General features: G+C 66.5%; 17 protein-coding genes. 10 read left to right on the top strand and 7 right to left on the bottom strand.

The window, feature by feature from the left end:
* Positions 1-61 precede the first annotated feature (61 nt).
* From IB227_RS09870 to IB227_RS09840, 7 genes are all read left to right on the top strand, one after another.
* Positions 62-883, top strand: coding sequence for a type II CAAX endopeptidase family protein (locus IB227_RS09870; RefSeq protein WP_225591645.1), 822 nt, complete (start codon positions 62-64; stop codon positions 881-883).
* A 72-nt stretch (positions 884-955) separates the two neighbouring features.
* Positions 956-1,762: a M48 family metallopeptidase gene (locus tag IB227_RS09865; protein WP_192287188.1), complete on the top strand. Its 807-nt coding sequence runs from the start codon at positions 956-958 to the stop codon at positions 1,760-1,762.
* Between the two features lie 129 nt (positions 1,763-1,891).
* Entirely contained in the window at positions 1,892-3,085 is a 1,194-nt protein-coding gene (locus IB227_RS09860) for a DUF4032 domain-containing protein (RefSeq protein WP_132864055.1), read from the top strand.
* 263 nt (positions 3,086-3,348) lie between these two features.
* Complete coding sequence (locus tag IB227_RS09855; protein WP_225591644.1) at positions 3,349-3,906, top strand: energy transducer TonB; 558 nt, start codon at positions 3,349-3,351, stop codon at positions 3,904-3,906.
* A gap of 87 nt (positions 3,907-3,993) precedes the next feature.
* Positions 3,994-4,737: a TonB-system energizer ExbB gene (gene exbB, locus IB227_RS09850; RefSeq protein WP_132864053.1), complete on the top strand. Its 744-nt coding sequence runs from the start codon at positions 3,994-3,996 to the stop codon at positions 4,735-4,737.
* 46 nt (positions 4,738-4,783) lie between these two features.
* The gene (locus IB227_RS09845; protein ID WP_132864052.1) at positions 4,784-5,209 is read left to right on the top strand and encodes a biopolymer transporter ExbD; all 426 of its coding nucleotides are present in this window, start codon (positions 4,784-4,786) and stop codon (positions 5,207-5,209) included.
* 3 nt (positions 5,210-5,212) lie between these two features.
* Positions 5,213-5,623, top strand: coding sequence for a biopolymer transporter ExbD (locus IB227_RS09840; RefSeq protein WP_132864051.1), 411 nt, complete (start codon positions 5,213-5,215; stop codon positions 5,621-5,623).
* Positions 5,624-7,228: 1,605 nt separating this feature from the next.
* Here the strand turns inward: IB227_RS09840 and IB227_RS09835 are convergent.
* From IB227_RS09835 to cls, 3 genes are all read right to left on the bottom strand, one after another.
* Positions 7,229-8,002 (bottom strand): pyridoxine 5'-phosphate synthase, encoded by a 774-nt coding sequence (locus tag IB227_RS09835; RefSeq protein ID WP_192287187.1) that lies wholly within the window; start codon positions 8,000-8,002, stop codon positions 7,229-7,231.
* Positions 7,999-8,313: a hypothetical protein gene (locus IB227_RS09830; protein ID WP_225591643.1), complete on the bottom strand. Its 315-nt coding sequence runs from the start codon at positions 8,311-8,313 to the stop codon at positions 7,999-8,001. Before IB227_RS09830 ends, IB227_RS09835 begins: the two co-directional genes overlap by 4 nt.
* A 155-nt stretch (positions 8,314-8,468) precedes the next feature.
* Complete coding sequence (gene cls, locus IB227_RS09825) at positions 8,469-9,929, bottom strand: cardiolipin synthase (RefSeq protein ID WP_192287186.1); 1,461 nt, start codon at positions 9,927-9,929, stop codon at positions 8,469-8,471.
* Positions 9,930-10,079: 150 nt separating this feature from the next.
* Between cls and IB227_RS09820 the strand changes: the two genes are divergently transcribed.
* Entirely contained in the window at positions 10,080-11,177 is a 1,098-nt protein-coding gene (locus IB227_RS09820; protein ID WP_192287185.1) for a PA0069 family radical SAM protein, read from the top strand.
* A gap of 21 nt (positions 11,178-11,198) precedes the next feature.
* On the opposite strand, the gene IB227_RS09815 is transcribed toward IB227_RS09820, so the two are convergent.
* The 3 genes from IB227_RS09815 to IB227_RS09805 all read right to left on the bottom strand — a co-directional run bounded on the left by IB227_RS09815 (position 11,199) and on the right by IB227_RS09805 (position 13,443).
* Positions 11,199-11,522 carry a hypothetical protein gene (locus IB227_RS09815; protein WP_192287184.1) on the bottom strand — a complete coding sequence of 108 codons (324 nt, stop codon included), beginning with the start codon at positions 11,520-11,522 and terminating at the stop codon, positions 11,199-11,201.
* Between the two features lie 79 nt (positions 11,523-11,601).
* Positions 11,602-12,303, bottom strand: coding sequence for a 2OG-Fe(II) oxygenase (locus IB227_RS09810; RefSeq protein WP_192287183.1), 702 nt, complete (start codon positions 12,301-12,303; stop codon positions 11,602-11,604).
* 129 nt (positions 12,304-12,432) lie between these two features.
* Positions 12,433-13,443 (bottom strand): class 1 fructose-bisphosphatase, encoded by a 1,011-nt coding sequence (locus IB227_RS09805; protein ID WP_192287182.1) that lies wholly within the window; start codon positions 13,441-13,443, stop codon positions 12,433-12,435.
* 166 nt (positions 13,444-13,609) lie between these two features.
* Here IB227_RS09805 and IB227_RS09800 point away from each other — a divergent pair, with 166 nt between their 5' ends.
* On the top strand, positions 13,610-14,842 hold the full coding sequence (locus tag IB227_RS09800; protein ID WP_192287181.1) for a DUF4010 domain-containing protein: 1,233 nt from the start codon (positions 13,610-13,612) through the stop codon (positions 14,840-14,842).
* A 171-nt stretch (positions 14,843-15,013) separates the two neighbouring features.
* On the opposite strand, the gene IB227_RS09795 is transcribed toward IB227_RS09800, so the two are convergent.
* Positions 15,014-16,216 carry an amino acid aminotransferase gene (locus IB227_RS09795; protein WP_132864043.1) on the bottom strand — a complete coding sequence of 401 codons (1,203 nt, stop codon included), beginning with the start codon at positions 16,214-16,216 and terminating at the stop codon, positions 15,014-15,016.
* 174 nt (positions 16,217-16,390) lie between these two features.
* On the opposite strand from IB227_RS09795, the gene IB227_RS09790 reads away from it, so the two are divergent.
* On the top strand, positions 16,391-18,517 hold the full coding sequence (locus IB227_RS09790; protein ID WP_192287180.1) for a TonB-dependent receptor: 2,127 nt from the start codon (positions 16,391-16,393) through the stop codon (positions 18,515-18,517).
* Positions 18,518-18,523: the final 6 nt, after the last annotated feature.

The raw sequence follows: 18,523 nt of genomic DNA, 5'->3' as shown, positions 1-18,523 counted from the left end.
CGGGCGCCAGGTATTTATGGCGCCCGTCTTCTGCCCACCGCCTGCTCTGCAAAGGCCCGCGATGTCCGTCCCTCCCCCGCTCTCCCCGCCCATGGCACGCAAGGAATCGCCGGTCATCGGCTTCATCGCGGACCTGTTGCTCGCCGCCGGCTTCCTGCTGTGCCTGAGCCTGGTGTGTGGCCTGGCCTGGGGCCTGTGGCGTGGCGTCATGGTGGGCATGGAGGCCGCTAAGAACGGCAATGGCATGCCGGCCGGCAAAGAACTGTCGGGCCTGCTGGGTGACCCGGGCGCGCTGGCGCAGATCCTGATCGCCCTGATATCCACTGGCGGCGCGGCACTGGTGCTGTACTTCTGGCGTCGTCGCGCCACGCCGGCCGAGCGCGCGCAATCGCACCGGAATGCCCGCCGCGGCACGACCTGGGGCTGGACGCTGCTGGTAGCGGCCTGCGTGTTCATTGGCAGCAGCCTGATCAGCTGGATCGGCAAGCAGTTCGGCATCGAGCCGGCCCCGACCAACCTGCCGCTGATGGAACAGGCACTGGCCAACTATCCCCTGCTGCTGGTGGTCTTCGCCGTGTTCCTGGCCCCGGCCTATGAGGAATTGCTGTTCCGGCGCGTCCTGTTCGGCCGCCTGTGGGCCGCCGGCCGACCATGGCTGGGCATGCTGTTGAGCGGCGCGGCTTTCGCGCTGGTGCACGAGGTGCCCGGCACCAGCCCCAACGGGCTGCCGGAGATGCTGCTGTTGTGGTTGATCTACGGGGGCATGGGCATCGCCTTTGCCTGGCTGTACCGCAAGACCGGGACGCTGTGGGCGGCCATCGCCGCGCATGCGATCAACAACGCCATCGCGCTCGGCGCGCTGGTCTGGTTCGGCGCGCAGTAAGCCGAACGCGCGGTTGACGAAAAATTAAGCAGGACGCTCGCACACTGCAGCCATGAATGTGGGGGATCCATCATGAAAGCCGCTGCTTTCGCCATCACTGCCATCCTGCTGCTCGGCGCCTGCGCGACCACCACGTCGCCGACCGGGCGTCGCCAGGTCGTCGGTGGCGTTTCCCAGCAACAGCTGGACCAGCTGGGCGCGCAGGCCTTCGCCGAAACCAAGGCCAAGGAAACCGTCAACCGCGACGCCCGGCAGAACGGTTACGTGCAATGCGTGGTCAACGCGCTCGTCGCCCAGTTGCCCTCCCAGTACCATGGCGTACGTTGGGAGACGGCGGTGTTCGTCGACAAGGAACCCAATGCCTTCGCCCTGCCTGGCGGCAAGGTCGGCGTGAACACCGGCATCTTCAGCGTGGCCCGCAATCAGGACCAGCTGGCGGCCGTCATCGGCCATGAGATCGGCCACGTCATTTCGCGCCACCACGAAGAACGCATCACCAAGCAGATGGGCGCCTCCGGGCTCTTGCAGGTGGCCAGCGTGCTGGCCGGCGCCGCCTACGGTGAAAGCGCGGCCAGCACGGTCAGCCAGCTCGGTGGCATGGGGGCGCAGACCATGTTCCTGCTGCCCGGCTCGCGCACCCAGGAAAGCGAGGCCGACGTGGTTGGCCAGCGGCTGATGGCCCAGGCCGGGTTCGACCCCTCGCAGGCGGTGAACCTGTGGCAGAACATGATGGCGGCCAGCGGAAACCGCTCCCCGCAATGGCTTTCCACCCACCCGGCCCCGGCCAACCGCATCCGTGAACTGCAGCGCGATGCGCCGGCGCTGATGCCTGTTTTCCAGCAGGCCCGCCAGGCCGGACGGATCCCGCGGTGCGGATGACCCGGGACATTGCTGCAGTACACCAACGGAAGTGATTTCTCCGTCAAATAATTTCTGCTACGTTTGCGTGCTCGGTTTCTTTCCGAATAGTCCGAACTCCGCTCCCAAGCGGTCCCATCGAGGTGAACCATGATCTTCCGCAGCCATAAACAAGCCGTGCTTTCCGTCCTTATCGCGACCGCGCTCGGTGGTGTTGTGGTGGCTGATGCCGTTGCACAGTCGCGTTCGTCCGATCGCAACGAGCGTCGCGGTGGCCGTGGTAGCGCCAAGGCTGAAGTGCTGTTCCCGGAAGCGACCCGCCAGGAGCCCAACGGCAAGGCTTCCTCGAAGATGAGCGGCAAGCTGCAGAAGCTGTTCGAGGCCTACAACAAGAGCGAGTTCGAGCAGACCCGTGCGCTGGCCGATGAAATCATCGCCGCCGAGGCTGCCAACGACTACGACAAGGCCGTGGCCAACCAGCTGGCCTCGCAGGCCGCCTACAACCTGGACGACAACGCCGGCGCCAAGCAGTACCTGCAGCAGGCGCTCACCCTGAACCAGCTGGACAACAACGGCCACTACCAGGCACTGCTGATGCTGGCCCAGCTGCAGATCCAGGACGAGCAGTACGCCGAAGGCCTGGCCAACCTGGACAAGTACTTCGCCGAGTCCAAGTCCAACAAGCCCGAAGAGCTGATCATCAAGGGCCAGGCCCTGTACCAGACCGAAAAGTACGCCGAGGCCATCCCGGTGCTGCGCGCCGCCATTGCCGCCTCGCCCGAGCCGAAGGACAACTGGAACCAGCTGCTGATGGCGTCCTACGCCGAAGCCGGCCAGACCGGTGAAGCGGTCAAGGAAGCCGAGGCGCTGGCCAGCCGCAACCCCTCGGACAAGAAGGCCCAGCTCAACCTGGCCAGCATGTACATGCAGGCCGACCAGATGGACAAGGCCGCCGCAGTGATGGACAAGCTGCGTGCGTCCGGACAGCTCACCGAAGAGCGCGAGTACAAGCAGTTGTACTCGATCTACGCAAACACCGAGAACAAGGAACGGGACGTCATTGCGGTGATCAACGAGGGCCTGGAGAAGGGCATCCTCAAGCCGGATTACCAGGTTTACCTGGCCCTGGCGCAGTCGTACTACTACAGCGAGCAGATCCCCCAGGCGATCGAGGCCTGGCAGAAGGCCGCTCCGCTGTCCAAGGATGGTGAGACGTACCTGAACCTGGCAAAGGTTTTGCATTCGGAAGGCCGTATCCCGGAAGCAAAGCAGGCTGCCCGGGACGCAAAGGCCAAGGGTGTCAAAAACCCGGCTGATGCCGACAAAATCATCAACCTGAAGTAAGCAGGAATAACGCCTGAACAGCTGTTTTTGAGATGCGCAGCTGGTCAGGATTGGTATAAGCTTGGAGGTTCCTGCGGTGTCATGCACCGCTGAATCTCAGGGGCGACAGTAATGCTTGCCCCGCCTCACTACAGAGCTCTTGGCGCATGACGGAACAATTGGTCTTCCACCACAGGTACGACGACAGCGATAAGGATAAGGGTCTGAGCTGGCCCCGTATCGCTGGCATCGCCTTTGTAATCGCACTGCACTTGGCAGCCCTGATGATGCTTCTGATCCCGGCCGTGGCCCCGAAGGCCGCTGCGGAGAAGGAACGCAACGTCATGGTGACGCTGGTCGACGCCCCGCCGCCGCCGCCGCCACCGCCGCCGCCGCCGCCGCCGCAGGACATCCCGCCGCCGCCGGTCAAGAACCTGGCGCCGCCGAAGCCCTCGCCGCTGCCGCCGCCGCCGGAAGCCCCGGTGATCGACGTGCCGGAACCGCGCCCGAATGACGTGGTGACGCCGCCGGCCCCGCCGGCTCCGCCCGCCCCGCCGGTCGACATCCAGGCCAGCGTGGACATCTCGTCCAAGAACATGAACCCGCCGCGTTACCCGCCGGCCGCTTTCCGCGCCGGTATCCAGGGCGAGGTCATCCTGATCATTGATGTCGATGCCAACGGCAACGTCACCAATGTCGCCGTCGAGAAGTCCAGCCGCAACCGTGACCTCGACCGTGCTGCCATGGAAGCGGCGCGCAAGTGGAAGTTCAACCCCGCCTCAAGCGGTGGACAGAAGGCGGCTGGTCGCGTCCGCGTCCCGGTCAACTTTGCGCTGAGCTGATCCGTGTGGCGGCCAGGACTGGCCGCTGCTGGAACGGTTCAACTTTAGCTACACCCTTTAACACCACACACAACAAAGGTAAGCGTCATGCTGCAGGAAATTTTCATCGCCGCTGCTGCCGGGGGCAACGCAAACAACGCCCTCTCGCAGATGGGCTTCGAGCACCTGATCCACGAAATGACCTCCAAGCCGGGTGACTTCGCCGTCTCCTGGGTCGTGCTGATCACCCTGGTGGCGATGTCGGCCATGTCCTGGTACTGGACTGTCATCAACATCTTCCGTACTGCCCGCCTGAAGTCGGCCGCTGGCCGCGTTCCGAGCCTGTTCTGGGATGCCCCGAACGCCCAGGACGCCATCCGCGCCATGGAAGAGCAGCCGGCTTCCGAGCCGTTCTCGAAGATCGCCCTGGACGCTGCCCAGGCTGCTGCCCACCACCAGCAGGCCGGTGCCGCCGAGACCCTGAGCCGTTCGGAGTTCGTCGATCGCGCCCTGCGTCAGGCCGTGACCCGCGAGTCCAACAAGCTGCAGGGCGGCATGATCCTGCTGGCCACCGTCGGTGCAACCGCTCCGTTCGTGGGTCTGCTGGGTACCGTGTGGGGCATCTACGGCGCGCTGATCAAGATCGGTGCAACCGGTTCGGCCTCGATCGACGCCGTTGCCGGCCCGGTGGGTGAAGCGCTGATCATGACCGCCATCGGTCTGTTCGTGGCTATCCCGGCCGTGTTCGCCTTCAACTTCTTCAGCAAGATCAACAGCGCGACCATCAGCAAGTTCGATACCTTCGCGCACGATCTGCACGACTTCTTCGCCACTGGCTCGCGCGTTCGCTGAGCCAGTAAGCCGAGCAGTCCTCGCAACGATATAGACGGAGCCCGTTATGGCTTTCAGTAGTGGTAACAGCAGCGGCCCGATGGCCGACATCAACGTGACGCCCCTGGTGGACGTCATGCTGGTGCTGCTGATCATCTTCATCATCACGGCTCCCCTGATGTCCCACAAGGTCAAGGTGGAGTTGCCCGAGGCCAACCTGATCCAGAATCCGGACGATGCTGAAAAGCGTCCGAATCCGATCACGGTTGCCGTCAAGGAAGACGGTTCGCTCTACTGGAACGACGAGCCGGTCTCGAAGGAGACCCTGGAATCGCGTTTCGCCACCGCTGCGCAGCAGACGCCGCAGCCGCCGCTGAATCTGCGTGGTGACAAGACCACCAAGATGAGCGTGATCAACGAAGTGACCAAGATCGCGCAGGGTCAGGGCATGCTGGACGTCGGTTTCGTTGCCACCAAAGAAAAGGGGCAATAAGCGATGGCATTCAGTAGTGGCAACAACAAGGGCCCAATGGCCGACATCAACGTCACGCCCCTCGTGGACGTGATGCTGGTGCTGCTGATCATCTTCATCGTGACCGCGCCGATCATGACGTACCCGATCGCCGTGGATCTGCCGCAGCGGGTCATCAACCCGCCGCCGCAGCTGCGCGAGCCGCCGCCGCCGATCGATCTGCGCGTGGATGCGAGCAACCAGGTTTTCTGGAACAACAGTCCGGTGAACGTGGCTGACCTGCAGCAGAAGATGGAAGAAGAGGTACAGAAGGATCCGACCAACCAGCCGGAACTTCGCATCGAAGCAAGCCCGGATTCGGAGTATGAAGTCATGGCCAAGATCCTTGCCCAGGCCAAGAATGCTCAGATGAAGAAGATTGGCTTCGTGCAGTAATACTGCAACACCAAGTCATGACGCGACTGGAAAACGCCCCCGGAAACGGGGGCGTTTTTTTTTTTGCTTCGCGAATCGTAATGGTGCGCAGCGGTGGAAACGGGATGGGGCGCGCTGCCCTGCCCTGCTGTGCACCGGCAGGGAGCGGTTGGACACGAGCGCCAGGCGCTGGGTGGCATCGAGCGACGGGCGTGTGGATAAACGAAGCAGAAGGCGGTCGCGGTAGCGCATCTGGATGTGGAAGCGCGTGGCGGGGGTAGATTGCGTTGCGCCGGAAAGCCCTGCGTTGCGAACCTCCCGCTGTGGATAAATATGCGCTGGGCTAGGTACGCGTGCGGAGAATCGCTGGGTTCCACGTGGGGTTGCCCTGCAGAGTGCCTGGCACCGAGCCTGATTCGGCACCACCGATCGGAGAAACATGGCATGCCTGTTGGGATATCCACAGATGCGGCGCAGGCTGTGGATGAAACTGCAGCCTCATCCAATCCGATGCATCGTCCGGATGCGCGATTGCAGGCCATCAGGAGGCGTTGTTATCCACAGCTCCTGCGCTGAGCGGCTCGATTCTCCAGCCTGGTGAACGCGGATTCCATGGTTATCCACAGACCATGGTGCATCCATTTCGGGATGCCGGATGGCGCTTATCCACAACCGCCAGCGAGTGGCGTCATTCTGCCAAGGCGGATCCGGGCGGATGATCGGTCTGGCTGTGGATAACTCCTGCTATACCCCGCGAAGCGCTATCACTGCCAGAACAGCCGGATTTCCGAGAATCTACAGAAATTGAGCGATATTCAGCGATCTTTGCGCCTGAAACCCGACGTATCAGGAATGCCCGAGCAGGGGCGCGGATGGAATCAGGCTGCCTGCCCCACCCCCGGCGTGGCAGGTCCAGGGGACCGGTGGATAAGTCATGCCTCTCAACGTACCGGGCGCCGGATATCCACAACGGACCAGCGATAGGGCTGTCGGTTGCCATCGAACTGGTGTTTATTCACAGGAGAATGGCAAAGCAGCGCCGCATCAATGCCCCGAATGGCCCCGGATGCTCCCGTTTGTGGATAAAAATGCGTTCAAGCGACGAGGGATGCCTGCTTATCCACAGCAATCTGGGGATAAGCGGCTTCGCAGGCCTCCGGTGTGCTTCGTGACCCGGACGACACCTGATTTATCCACAGGCGCTGACCGAATCAGGCTCGTTGCCTGTACATGGGCCGTTGCAGCTGTGGACAAGTCCGGACCGGAAGCACGCGGCGCCCGAGAAAATCAGGCTATTTGTCGGCCCATTGGTAGAATTTAGGAAAAGATAGCCGCCGAAACTGCCCTTTTCGATACGGCGAATCCATCCACAGGGCATCGTCGTCAGGGGCCCAGGAGAGCATCCGCTTCCTGCTGCGCGCCCGCGTGTCCTGTAAGTCCTCTTCGCGGGGGGCCCGGCGTTCCTTCCCCGCTCCGGCATCAAGCGGGCAGGGCCCGCACTTGAGGGGATGGCAGTGGATGTCTGTGAAAGCCATCGCCCGGCCTGTGGATAACCATGTGAATGATCATGTGCTCATGCCGCATGCACATGTTGCCCATCGCCGGGTACCCCGCCTCCGACCTGAATCAGGCGTCGACGGCTGGTTCCCCTGCCCGCTCGATGATCGTCAGGTAGCCTGCCACCGTGGCTTCGATGCCTTCGTACAGGGCCTCGCCGATCAGTGCATGACCGATGGAGACCTCCAGCACGTCGGGGACCTGGGTCAGGAAGTGATACAGGTTTGCCTGCGACAGGTCATGTCCGGCATTGACGCCCAACCCGGCGGCCTGCGCGCGGCGTGCGGCATCGGCAAACAGGGCCAACGCCGGGTCCACCGGGCCGGTGGCGAAGGCCTCGGCGTAAGGGCCTGTGTACAACTCGATGCGATCAGCGCCCAAGGCTGCGGCCTGGGCAAGGTCGGGATTGCCGGCATCGACGAACAGGCTGACCCGGCAGCCATATCCCTTGAGCGTGGCGATCAACGGACGCAGGCGTTCGCTGTCGCGGCTGAAATCGAAGCCGTGGTCGGAGGTGAGCTGGCCGTCGCCGTCGGGTACCAGGGTGACCTGCGCCGGACGGGTCTGCTCGCACAGCGGCAGCAGGCCGGGATAGCCCTCGCGCGGCGGCGCGAACGGATTGCCTTCGATGTTGAACTCCACGCCATGCTGGCGGGTGAGTTCGGACAATGCGTAGACGTCGTCGGCGCGGATGTGGCGCTGGTCCGGGCGCGGATGCACGGTGATGCCGTGCGCGCCGGCGCGCAGGCAGGTCATCGCGGCACGCACGACGTCCGGATCGCTGCCGCCGCGCGAATTGCGCAGCACGGCGACCTTGTTGACGTTGACGCTGAGCTGGGTCATGGGTGGTTGGGGTCCTGCAGCTGCGGGGGTGCGGGAGCCGCTGCCGGCGCCGGCAAAGGGGGCGTTGTGGTCGCGGCGTCGGCAGTGGCCGCGGGACGGAGCTGCTCGCGCAGCGCCTGCAGTTCGGCCGCGTGCAGTGGCCGCGGGACATCGTTGACCACGCCGTCGAACTTGGCCGCGTACAGCCCCTTCACCCACAGCAGCATGAACACCAGCGCCGCCACCAACGACAGCACCAGCAGGGCCATGTTCGTCGTGGACAGGGCGAACACGAATGCAGCCAGCGCAAGCAACAGGAACAACCAATACATGGTCTCGACCTCCCCGGAGAGGACAGCAGTTTAACGGCCGCTGCAAGCCCGGTTCCATGGGCCGCGGAATGGACGGAGCGCTGGAAGGCATGGACGGCGAAACGCCCCTGTCGCCGCCGGTTCAGCCATGCCAGGCGAGGCGTGCCGCGCGGTCTTCAGAGCAGTGGTGAGGCCAGCCGAGCTACGGCCTCCGGCAGCCGCTGGCGCCACAGGGGGCGCTGGCTGCTTGGCACCACCTCGGTGGCGCTGTCGAACTCCTGCTGCAGGATGGCGTCCAGCTCGGCGGTCAACCCGCGGTCGTTGTACATCATCGACAGCTCGAAGTTCAGGCGGAAGCTGCGGTGGTCGAAGTTGGCGGTGCCGACGATGCAGGTGTGGTCATCGGCGATGAAGGCCTTGCTGTGCAGCATGCGCGGGCCGTACTCGAAGATGCGCACGCCGGCCTCGAGCAACTCGTCGAAGTAGGAGCGGGCGGCCAGGGTGACGAACTTCGAATCGCTCTGCCGCGGGACCATCAAGCGCGTGTCCAGCCCGCCGAGCGCAGCCGAGGTCAGCGCCATTCGGGCGGCTTCGCCGGGCACGAAATACGGGGTGACCAGCCAGACGCGGTGGCGGGCTTCCTGGATGGCGGCCACGTGCAGGCGGTGGATCGCCTCCCATGCCGAATCCGGCCCGGAGACCAGCACCTGCGCGCGGATCGTGCCCTGGTCGCGCCGCGGCACGTCGGGCGGGAACAGGTCTTCGCGCCGGAAGTTGCCCGCACCCTGCCCGGTGGCGTAGATCCAGTCTTCCAGGAACACCAGTTGCAGGCTGTGCACCACATGGCCCCGGATGCGCATGTGCAGGTCGCGATACGCATTGGGGTTGCGGCTGTCGTCTTCCTCGTCGGTGACGTTGATGCCGCCGGTAAAGGCGACCTCGCCGTCCACCACCACCAGCTTGCGGTGCGTGCGCAGGTTCAGCCACGGGCGCTTGAACGGCTTCAACAACTGGCGCGGGTGGAACCAGGCCACCTCGCCGCCGGCGTCGAGCAGCGGTTGCAGGAAGCGCTTGCCGATGCGCGAGGAACCCACCGCATCGAGCAGCAGGCGCACCTTGACGCCGGCCTTGGCGCGTTCGGCCAAGGCATCGCGCATGGCGGTGCCGGCATGGTCGGGCTCGAAGATGTAGTACTCCAGGTTCACGTGGCGACGTGCCTGGCCGATGGCGCCGATGATCGCCGCGTAGGTGGCCGCGCCATCGACCAGCCAGTCGACTTCGGTGGCGGTGCTGGGCGGCAGGCCGGTGGTGGCCTGCCCGACCCGCGCCAGCTCGGTGCAGGTGTCATCCTGCGCGCCGACCGCGTCGTAGGTGCCCAGCCCCTCGCGCGAGCGCCCGCGGCGCAGGCGCTGGCGGACGATGCGTTGTGGGCCGAACAGGTAGAACACGAACAGGCCGATGTAGGGCAGCGCCGCCAAGGACAGGATCCAGCTCAGCGTGGCCACCGGTTCGCGCTTCTGCAGCACGATGTAGCAGGCCAGCAGGACCAGGTAGACCACGTAGGTGGCGGCCAGGATCTGGCCGAGGTGGGGAAGGCTGGACAAGCTGGCCCAGAGGCTGTGGAAGGCATCGCGCATCCGCCGATTCTAGCCATCCGACGGTGCGCGCGAGGGACAAAAGCCGCCCATGGCGCCTGTCGATCACCTTGTGCAAGGCCGGCTGAAGCGCCGGGCAGCTGAATGTGGCCAGTCGCTGACAGTGAGACAGGCGGGCGCTAGCGTAGGCAGATGTCGACCCCCTCCCCCATCAAAGGCCGCGGTGCCAGCAGCTACCTGCCCGGCCGGTTCGAGACACAGCTCACCGAAGCCGTGGACGATGGCTGGGCGACAGAGGAGAGCGAGGAGTTCGCCCAGGCCCGGCTGCGCACGGACGTACGCCCGGAAACCGCGCGCAGCATCATCAGCCGCAACACCTCGCCGGACGTGGGTTTCAGCCAGTCGGTGAACCCGTACCGCGGTTGCGAGCACGGGTGTTCGTACTGCTTCGCCCGCCCCACGCATGCCTACCTCAACCTGTCGCCGGGGTTGGACTTCGAGACCAAGATCTTCGCCAAGGTCAACGCGGCCGACGTGCTGCGCCGGGAGTTGTCCCGGCCGGGCTACGTGCCGCAGCCGATCGCGCTGGGCATCAACACCGACGCCTACCAGCCGATCGAGCGCAAGCTGGGCATCACCCGGCAGCTGATCGAGGTGATGCTGGAGACCCGGCATCCGTTCTCGCTGATCACCAAGAACGCGCTGGTGGAGCGTGACATCGACCTGCTCGCCCCGCTGGCCGGGCAGCAGCTGGTGAGCGTGCATTTTTCGGTGACCTCGCTGGACCCGCACCTGTCGGCGAAGCTGGAGCCGCGCGCCTCGGCCCCGCATGCCCGCCTGCGCGCGATGCGGCGGCTGAGCCAGGCCGGCATCCCGGTGGGGGTGATGGTGGCGCCGGTCATCCCGTGGATCAACGACGCCGAGCTGGAAGCGGTGCTGGAGGCCGCCCGCGATGCCGGGGCCTGCAGCGCGGGCTATGTGCTGCTGCGCCTGCCCTACGAAGTGGCACCGCTGTTCCGCGATTGGCTGCAGGCGCACTACCCGCAGCGTGCCGAACACGTGATGAGCACCATCAACCAGCTGCGGGGCGGCAAGGATTACGACAGCCAGTTCGGCAAGCGCATGCGTGGAGAAGGCGCCTACGCCGACCTGCTTTCCAACCGCTTCAAGCTGGCGCGCAAGCGGTTGGGGTTTGATGCCCAGAACAGCCATTGGCCGAAGCTGGACTGCAGCCGTTTCATCGCGCCGGCCCCGCCGAAGAAACCGTCGCTGCAGGGCGAGTTGTTTTGAGCGGGCAGGCCGGTTGCCGGGTCAATCGCCGCCACCTCCACCGTCCCCGCCACCATCGCAGCTGCCCCCATCGCCGCTGCACTCGCTGGCATAGGCGTCGGTTCCCAGGATCGGCCCGCCGCCGTCGGATGCGGAGAACGTGTCATCGCGCGGCGTGGCGGCGGCATTGGCCTGGGTGCTGGCGAAGCTCAGGCACAACACCGCGCCGATGACCGGCAGCAGCCAGATCGTGGCGATCTGCAGCACGCGCTGCGAGGCGGACAGGTCCGGCACACGGAACACCGCGCCAGTGGCGACGAGATTGACCAGGACGAGCAACAGCGCGGCAAGCGCGATCCAGTTCATCGGTGAGCTCCAGTGTTCGCGTGATGCGGGCCGGGTGCCGAGCAGCGTAATGCCTGCCGCGTGAAGGGGGACGTGGCGCCTAAGGCTGCCCGTACAGCCGCTGGGCGGACTGGAACAGGATCCAGCTGGTGGCGATGAACTTGTCGCCGCCCTGCGGGCGGTTGCCGCGATGGGTGTGGGTGAAGGCGGTCGGTGCGATCAGCAGGCTGCCGGTGCGCGGGGCAACCTTGCGTTGCTGGAACAGGAACTCGGTCTGGCCTTCGTCGAAACCGTCGTTGAGGTAGAGCGTCCACAGCAGGTGGCGGTGCAGGGTTTCGCCGCTGGCGTCGCGCGGGAACAGCTCGCAATGCCAGTACGGGTAGCCGCCCTCGCCCGCGGTGTACCACTGCAGGTTGATCGCGCCCGGGCGCAGGCAGGTGCGGGCCAGGTCGGACAGCGCGCGCTCGTCCATGGCGGGGAAATCATCGGCGGTGAGGCGGCGCGGTTGGCCGTCGCTGCCGGGGACCTGCAACATCAGCGGCGAGATCAGGGCCTGTGGATAACGTCGTAGATAACGCAGCAGGCCATTGAAGACGGCGACCTGCAGGCGCTGGTCGACATCGCGCCAATCCTCGCTACCGCTGATGCGCAGGTCGCGGCTGTGCTTGAGGTCCGGATGCACGCCGCCGCCCACGCGGCCGGGTTGCAGCTGGTTGCTGTGCTGCATGCGCTGCACGATCGCCGCGCAGTCCTGGGCGGACAGCGCGTCGTCGTAAACCTCGATGAAATCCACGTCGCTCATCGGTGGTTCCCAGGAGAACTGAGGCCGATGGTGGCGTGGAACACCTGCTTTGGGTAGTGCCAGGCCCTCCCGGCGGTGCATTGCCGGGAGGGCTGCAGCGGAGCGTGGTCCCGCTGCAACGAGCGGTGATCAGTTGGCGTCGTGGTCGGTGTGGTAACGGGTGGCTTGCGCCACCTCGTTCTTCGAACCGAGGAACACCGGCACGCGCTGGTGCAGCTGGGTCGGCTGGAGGTCGAGGATGCGCTCGCGGCCGTTGGTGGCCGCGCCGCCGGCCTGCTCGACCAGCAGCGCCATCGGGTTGGCTTCGTACATCAGGCGCAGCTTGCCGGCCTTGCCCGGGTCCTTCTTGTCCCACGGATAGATGAAGATGCCGCCGCGGGTCAGGATGCGGTGCACGTCGGCCACCATCGAGGCGATCCAGCGCATGTTGAAGTCCTTGCCGCGGCTGCCTTCCTTGCCGGCCAGCAGGTCGGCCACGTAGCCCTGCATCGGCGCTTCCCAGTGGCGCTGGTTGGACATGTTGATCGCGAACTCCTTGGTGTCCGCCGGGACCTGCATGTTGCGCTGGGTCAGGATGAAGGCGCCGGTCTCGCGGTCCAGGGTGAAGGCGTGGGTGCCATGGCCGACGGTCAGCACCAGCATCGTGCTCGGCCCGTAGATGCAGTAGCCGGCGGCCACCTGCTGCATGCCCGGCTGCAGGAAGTGTTCGTCGCCGGGCTGCTTCACGCCGGCCGGGGCACGCAGCACCGAGAAGATGGTGCCGACCGAGACGTTGACGTCGATGTTGGAGCTGCCATCGAGCGGATCGAACAGCAGCAGGAAGTCACCCTGTGGGTATTCCGACGGCACCGGCTGGCTGTGGTCCATCTCCTCCGAGGCGCAGGCCGCCAGGTGGCCACCCCAGGCGTTGGCTTCGAGCAGGATCTCGTTGGAGATCACGTCCAGCTTCTTCTGTGCCTCGCCCTGCACGTTGCCGGTGCCGGCATCGCCCAGCACGCCCCCCAGGGCGCCCTTGCTGACGGCGATGGCGATCGAGGTGCAGGCGCGGGCGACCACCGCGACCAGCTGGCGCAGGTCGGCGTTGATGCGCTTGTTCTGTTCTTCCTCGATCAGGAAGCGGGTCAGCGACGTACGGGACATGGACGGGAGCTACCTTCAGACAAAAGGAGCGCTATTGTCGCGGGTTGTCCTGCTTTTTTCGAGCTGATGGCCATGCCGTGTCCTTTTGCGGACAAAAGCAGCCATGCGGCGCTGCCGTTGGCTTTATCCACAGGGTCCGTACCATGGAGGCACGGAGGGGAGTGGCATGGATTGGAATCAGGTGACACATGGCTTGTTGGCAGCCCTGGGTATCGGGCTGCTGATCGGTGCGGTGCGCGAGCGCCAGCACGGCACGACCCGCACGCTGCAGGCCGGCGTGCGTACGCACGCCCTGCTGGCGCTGATGGGCGCGGTGGCGATGCTGCTGGGCTTGCCGGCGTTCCTGGTGGCACTGCTGGCCGCCGCGGCCCTGGCCTGGACCAGCTACCGCATCAGCGCGGCCGACGACCCGGGCCTGACCGGCGAGATCACCATGCTGACCACGGTGCTGCTCGGCGGGCTGGCACTGGAGCAACCGGCGCTGGCCGCCGCATTGGGCGTGGTGGTGGCGATCCTGCTGTGGGCCAAGGCGCCGTTGGCGCGGTTGAGCCGCGAAGTCATCACCGACCAGGAGGTGCGCGATGCGTTGCTGCTGGCGGCGTGCGCGCTGGTGGTGCTGCCGCTGCTGCCGTCCGAGGCGGTGGATCCCTGGGGCGTGCTGGTGCCGTACAAGCTCTGGCAGATCGTGGTGCTGGTGATGGGCACCGGCATGCTTGGGCATGTCGCGCTGCGTGCGGTGGGCGCGCGCTGGGGCCTGCCGGTGGCCGGCTTCTTTTCCGGTTTTGCCTCCTCCACCGCTTCGGTGGCGGGGTTCGGGCGCAGCAGCCGGGCGGCACCAGCGCTGGTCCCGCCTTCGGCATCGGCCGCCTTGCTGGCCAACCTGGCCTCGTTGTTGCTGTTCGCGGCGGTGATCGGCACCACCTCGCCGGCCCTGTTGCGCGCCAGTGCGTGGCCGTTGCTGGCCGGCGCGCTGGTATTGCTGGGGTTCGCGGCGCTGGGCCTGCGCCATGTGCCGGATGAAGCGGTGCCCGAGACTTCGACGGCCAAGGCATTCCAGCTGCAGCATGCGCTGATGATCGCGGTGGCGATTGCGGCGGTGCTGCTGGTATCGGAAGGGCTACGCCAGCTGTTCGGCCAGGCCGGGGCGCTGGTGGGCGCGACGGTGGCGGCGCTGGGTGAACTGCATGCGGCGGCGGCAAGCATCGCCAGCCTGACCACGTCCGGCGGGCTGGAGCTGGGCCAGGCGCGTTGGGGCGTGATCGCCCTGCTGGCGTCGGCGTCGTTGGCCAAGTCGGTGCTGGCTTTCCTCAGTGGCGGTGCACGCTATGGCGGCATCGTCAGCGTGGGGCTGGGCGCAATGGTGGTTGGCGCTGCAGTGGTGGCCTGGCTGGTCGGATGAGGAACGTCGGGGAGCGGAAGGGCTTTGCGATCCTGCGGACCCCCACGCATCAGGCATTTGGCCGCTGGCTTTCGGTTCGCCGAGGACGCGCTGGAGAGAGGTAAAGCTCTTCGTACGGCACTAAAAAAGCCCGGGTTTCCCCGGGCTTTTCAACAGGACAGCGACGGCCGATCAGCCGCGGCTGACCTCGTAGACGGCCTTGGCCACGTAGTCCAGGTTCTTCTGGCTCAGCGCGGCCACGCAGATGCGGCCGGTGCCCACGGCATAGATGCCGTAGTCGTCACGCAGCCGGTCCACCTGCGCCTTGCTCAGGCCCGAGTACGAGAACATGCCGGCCTGCTTCTCGATGAAGCTGAACTCCGGCGCGCCCAGGGCGGCCAGCTTCTGCACCATGCCGGCCCGCAGGGCGTGGATGCGCTCGCGCATCTCGGTCAGTTCGGCGTCCCACAGGCCACGCAGCTCGGCGCTGCCCAGCACGCCGGCCACCAGGGCGGCGCCGTGGGTGGACGGGCTGGAGTAGATGGTGCGGATGATGCGCTTGACCTGCGACTGCACGGCCTTGGTCGAGGCCGCATCCGGGCCCACCACCGACAACGCGCCGACGCGCTCGCCGTACAGCGAGAACGACTTGGAGTACGAGTTGGCGACGATGAAGCTGTCGATGCCGGCCTCGGCGATGATGCGCACGGCCTGGCCGTCCGGCTCGATGCCCTTGTCGAAGCCCTGGTAGGCCATGTCGATGAAGGGGAACAGCTGGCGGTCCTTCAGCAGCGCGGCAACCTGCTTCCACTGCTCGGTGCTCAGGTCCGCGCCGGTCGGGTTGTGGCAGCAGGCGTGCAGCAGCACCACGGTGCCCGGCTGCAGCTTCTGCAGGTCGGCGACCATGCCGGCGAAATCCAGGCCGTGGGTGGCGTTGTCGAAGTAGGTGTAATCGACCACGTCGAAACCGGCGGCGCCGAACACGGCGCGGTGGTTTTCCCAGCTCGGGTTGCTGATGGCCACGGTGGCGTGGGGCAGCAGCGTACGCAGCAGGTCCGCGCCGACGCGCAGCGCGCCGCTGCCGCCGATGGTCTGCGAGGTGGCCACGCGGCCGGCGGCCAGCAGGTCCGAACCTTCGCCGAACACCAGCTTCTGCGTGGCCAGGGTGTAGGCCGGCAGACCGTCGATGGGCAGGTAGCCACGCGGTTTGGCCTCGGCCACCAACTGCTGCTCGTACTGCTTGACGGCACGCAGCAGCGGGATGCGGCCGTTCTCGTCGTAGTAGATGCCGACGCCAAGGTTGACCTTGGTCGGGCGGCTGTCAGCGTTGTATGCCTCGGTCAGACCCAGGATCGGGTCGCCAGGAACCTGTTCCACATTTGCAAAGAAGGACACGGCGGTACTCGTTTCAGAGTGGCGGGGAGTGGGGGTGTCCGGCGCGGATCACGCACGGCGGCCAGAACCGCCACATCGTAGCAGGGTGGGGCGGCGATGGCCGGAGGATTTCAGTTGGAACTACAGCGGCAGTCATGCACGCGTCGCAGGCACCGCCTGCGCGATCATGAACGGATGCGCCCCCCTGCCCCGTTCCTGATCGTTTCCGGCCTGTTTCTTGCCGATCCCGTCCACGCCGCAGAACCGGCGCCGGAAACCCTGCGTGCCGTGCAGGTACAGGCGGCCAAGGTGCATGCGGTGGATGACTTCGAATTGCCCGCCTCCAGCACCACGGTGGACGTGGGCACCGCTGGCAATGGCCGCGGCGCGCTGGTGGGCGAAGCGCTGGGTGGCGTGCCGGGCCTGTCGGCGCGCGAACGCCAGAACCTTGCCCAGGACACCCAGCTGTCGATCCGTGGCTTTGGCGCGCGCTCCACCTTCGGCGTGCGCGGCGTGCGCCTGCTGGTCGATGGGGTGCCGGCGACGATGCCCGATGGGCAAGGCCAACTGTCGCATTTCAGCTTGCTCGGCGCGGACCGCATCGAGGTGCTGCGCGGTCCGTTCTCGGCGTTGCATGGCAACTCTTCCGGTGGCGTGCTGCAGCTGTGGAGCGCCGATGGCCAGGCCGGTGACCCGTGGCGGCTGCGCAGCAGCGCCGGCAGCAATGGCAACGCCAGCACCGGCGTGCAGCTCAAGGGCAAGACGGGGGCGATGCATTACAACGTGGCCGCCAACCACTTCCGCACCGATGGCTGGCGTGACCACAGTGCGGCGCGACGGGAGTCGCTCGCGGCGCGGTTGGGGTTCGCGCTGGCCCCGGGGCAGCGCCTGGACCTGCTGCTCAACGGCTTCGATGCCCCGCATGCGCAGGACCCGCTGGGCCTGACCCGCGCGCAGGTGCAGGCCGATCCACGCCAGGCCACGGCGGTCGCCGCCCAGTACGACACCCGCAAGTCGGTGCGGCAGAACCAGGCCGGGCTGGTCTACACGCTGGACCGGGAGCACCAGACCTGGCGCCTGATGGGCTATGCCGGGCAGCGTGCGGTCGAACAGTTCCTGGCGATCCCGCCGGCGACCCAGGGCAACCCGCTGCATTCCGGCGGCGTGATCGACCTGGACGGCAACTACGGCGGCGTGGACGCGCGCTGGGCCTGGCATGGCGCGCTTGTCGGCCGGCCATTGGAGCTGGTGCTCGGCGCCAATGCCGACCGCCAGCGCCAGCACCGCACCGGCTACGAGAACTTCATCGGCACCACCTACGGCATCAAGGGCCGGTTGCGCCGTGACCAGCGCGACCAGGTGCAGAACGTGGACCAGTTCGCGCAGGCATGGTGGCAGTTCAGCCCGCGCTGGTCGGCGCTGGTCGGTGCGCGGCACACGCAGGTGCGGTTCCGCTCGCAGGACCACTACCTCACCGCCGGCAACCCGGATGACAGCGGCCGCCGCGACTATTCGGCGACCACGCCGGTCGGTGGACTGGTGTTCCGCGCCAACGACGGCCTGCGCCTGTACGCCTCGGCGGGCCGCGGCTTTGAGAGCCCCACCTTCAATGAGCTGGGTTACCGCGCCGATGGCGGTGCGGGGATGGCGCTGGACCTGTCCTCCTCGACCAGCCGCAACTACGAACTGGGCGCCAAGTGGCGTGCACAGAGCGGGGCGCGCCTGGAATTGGCGCTGTTCCGCGCCGATACCGATGACGAGCTGGCGGTGGCGACCAACAGCGGTGGACGCAGCAGCTACCGCAACATCGGCGCCACCCGTCGCCAAGGCGTGGAGCTGGGATGGCAGCAGCCGATCGGCGAAAGCCAGCACCTGCAGCTGGCCTGGACCTGGCTGCAGGCCAGCGTGCGTGACGGCTACCTGACCTGCACCGGCCTGCCCGCGCCGTGCCGGGTACCGACCAACCGGGTGGCGCCCGGCAGCCGCCTGCCGGGCGTGCCGCGCCAGCAGCTGTCCGCGCGTTGGCAGTGGCAGCCGGGGGCATGGCAGTGGGCTGCCGAAGTGGTCGCTGCCAGCGACATGGTGGTCAACGACCTGGCCGATGCGCGCGCACCGGGCTACGCCCTGCTGAACCTGGAGGCGGCACGGGAATGGCCGACCACGCGCGGTCCGCTGCGGGTGTTCGCGCGCGTGGACAACGTGCTGGACCAGCGCTACATCGGCTCGGTCATCGTCAACGACGGCAACCAGCGCTACTACGAGCCGGGACCGGACCGCGGTGTCACGCTGGGGCTGCAATGGTTGTGGGACCGGGGCTCCTGAGCCTGC

This window comes from Stenotrophomonas sp. STM01 (assembly GCF_014852135.1).
Lineage (GTDB): Bacteria > Pseudomonadota > Gammaproteobacteria > Xanthomonadales > Xanthomonadaceae > Stenotrophomonas > Stenotrophomonas capsici.
Note: the sequence above shows the minus strand (reverse complement) of the source record. Positions and strands in the feature narration are given on the sequence as shown.